Source organism: Bradyrhizobium sp. 31Argb (genome assembly GCF_043638955.1).
GTDB lineage: Bacteria > Pseudomonadota > Alphaproteobacteria > Rhizobiales > Xanthobacteraceae > Bradyrhizobium.
This window is the reverse complement of sequence record NZ_JBEGDB010000544.1, coordinates 1-1,960: the sequence shown is the minus strand read 5'-3', so window position 1 is coordinate 1,960 and position 1,960 is coordinate 1. Positions and strand designations below refer to the sequence as shown.

At 66.6% G+C, this 1,960-nt stretch carries 1 protein-coding gene; it reads right to left on the bottom strand.

What is annotated here, in order from left to right; translation table 11 throughout:
- Positions 1-134: 134 nt before the first annotated feature.
- On the bottom strand, positions 135-1,637 hold the full coding sequence (locus tag AAFX91_RS41195) for a glycosyltransferase family 39 protein (RefSeq protein WP_394570295.1): 1,503 nt from the start codon (positions 1,635-1,637) through the stop codon (positions 135-137).
- Between the last annotated feature and the right edge of the window lie 323 nt (positions 1,638-1,960).

Genomic DNA, 1,960 nt, shown 5'->3' with positions numbered 1-1,960 from the left:
AGCGGATGACGCAAAAGGGATTGACTGATCCAGGCCCGTTACAGAAGGGTGGGCAAAGCGCAGCGTGCCCACCATTCCGAGCACGCCGTTAGATGGTGGGTACGCTGCGCTTTGCCCACCCTACCGCTTCTCACCTACCCCTTCGGCCGCACGATGGCCCAGCCGATCCTGAGCAGCGGCTGACGGCCGTTGACCAGCCATTCGAACGATCGCGGCACTTCCGGCACCAGTCCGGGGAAACGTTGCGCGATCTCGGGCGGCGGCATGCCCGATGTGTCGGACGCGCGCCAGACGATCAGCCCGCCGGTCTCGTTGAACTTCGCCGGCGAAAGCCAGGGCGTCCGCGGCTTTCCTTCCAGCAACAGATGCGGGCGCTGCGGGTCCATCGCGATCAGGCCCGCAAGCTCGGGATCGCCGGCCACCGCGCGCAGCCGCTGGTTGGTGCGCCGCTCAAAACTGTCGGCGAAGAAATGCCCGATCGAGGCGGCCGGCATCGAGGTCCGCACTTCGGCTGTGCCGGTCCAGGGCACGAACAGCGTCGCCGCGAGAACCGCCAAGGCCGGCGCGGCAATCGTCGCCGCCCAGGCCGAGCGTAGGAACCGCTGGCGGTAGAGGTGGATGAAATCGCCGGCGTTGACGATCACGGCCAATCCCGACAGCAGCAGCGCGACGCCGGCGCCGCCGACCACGTGGTCGAGACGGAACAGGCCGGCGAGCAGGCTACCAATCAGCGCCGGCGCGAAGGCGAAGAAATAGACGAACTGCCGTCCCAGGGGATCGAGCGGCGGCCGGTTGATGATCGGCGCCTCCTCCGGCTTGCGGGCGAACCAGGGAGAATTGACGGCGAGCAGCAGCGCGATGCCGGCCATCGACACCACCAGGCCGCCGAGCAGGACGCCGGAGCGCATCACCCGCGCGCGCAAATCCGCGACATCAGGCAGCGGCGGCAGCGTCACAACATCCGACCGCATCAGCCAGATCAAATAAGGCAGCGCCAGCACGATCACCACGAGCAGCGCGAACAGCGGATCAAGCGATGCCAGCGTGCGGCGTCCGCGCGCGGTCGCCAGCGCAAAGGCCGCGACCAACAGGATCATCCCGATCGCCACCGGCGTCGTCAGCAACAACAGGCCGCAATCGATCGACCAGGCAAACCAGGCGCTGCGCCGGTTCTGGCCGAACAATTGCCAGGAATGCAGCAGCAAGAGCGCCCACAACGGCCGTGCCAACACCAGCGGCCCGAACTCGAGGCCGGGCGAAGAAAAGGCGGCGACCGTCATCGTCAGCAGCACGGCCAGCACCGCCTGCTGCCCGCCGATGATGGCGCGGCCGAGGTGATAGAGGCTCACGAAGGTCGCGATCCCGCAAATCTGCGCCAGGAGATAGACGCCGAAAACGTGATTGCCGGCGGCGCGGAACGCGATGTCGGCGAGCCAGAACGCGAGCGGCGGGCCGAGATCGGTGCCGACCTGATATTCCCGGCCGAAGGCGAGCACGGTCGCGACGTCGCCGGGCGGGCTGCGATAGATCAAGAGCGGCACCAGCAGCCACAGCGCTGCCTGCGCCAGCACCACGATCCAGACCACGAGCCGGGGCCGGGCACGGATCAGTTCGACGACCAGGGAGGTGAAACGCATGCGCCCAAAATGCCCAGAACCAGCCCTCAATCGACCCGCAAACTTGATAAAGGCCGCACGCGACGGAAGCAACCGGCGTGAGGACAGCTCGATTGCCAACGACGCACTCCGCCGTCATGCACCGCTTCAAGCGGGGCATCCAGTACACGGCGGCCTCTCGGTTCAAGCACTGCCGTCTCTGGAATACTGGATCGCCCGGCCAAGCCGGGCGATGACCGGCTGAGAGCTCCTCAGGTTCCGACGCGATCTAGCATTACAGTTGTCTTTTTGTTTTGAAGTGCGCGCGCTGGGCGGCGGCCTGGTGAGCTCTACGCCAAAGTGAC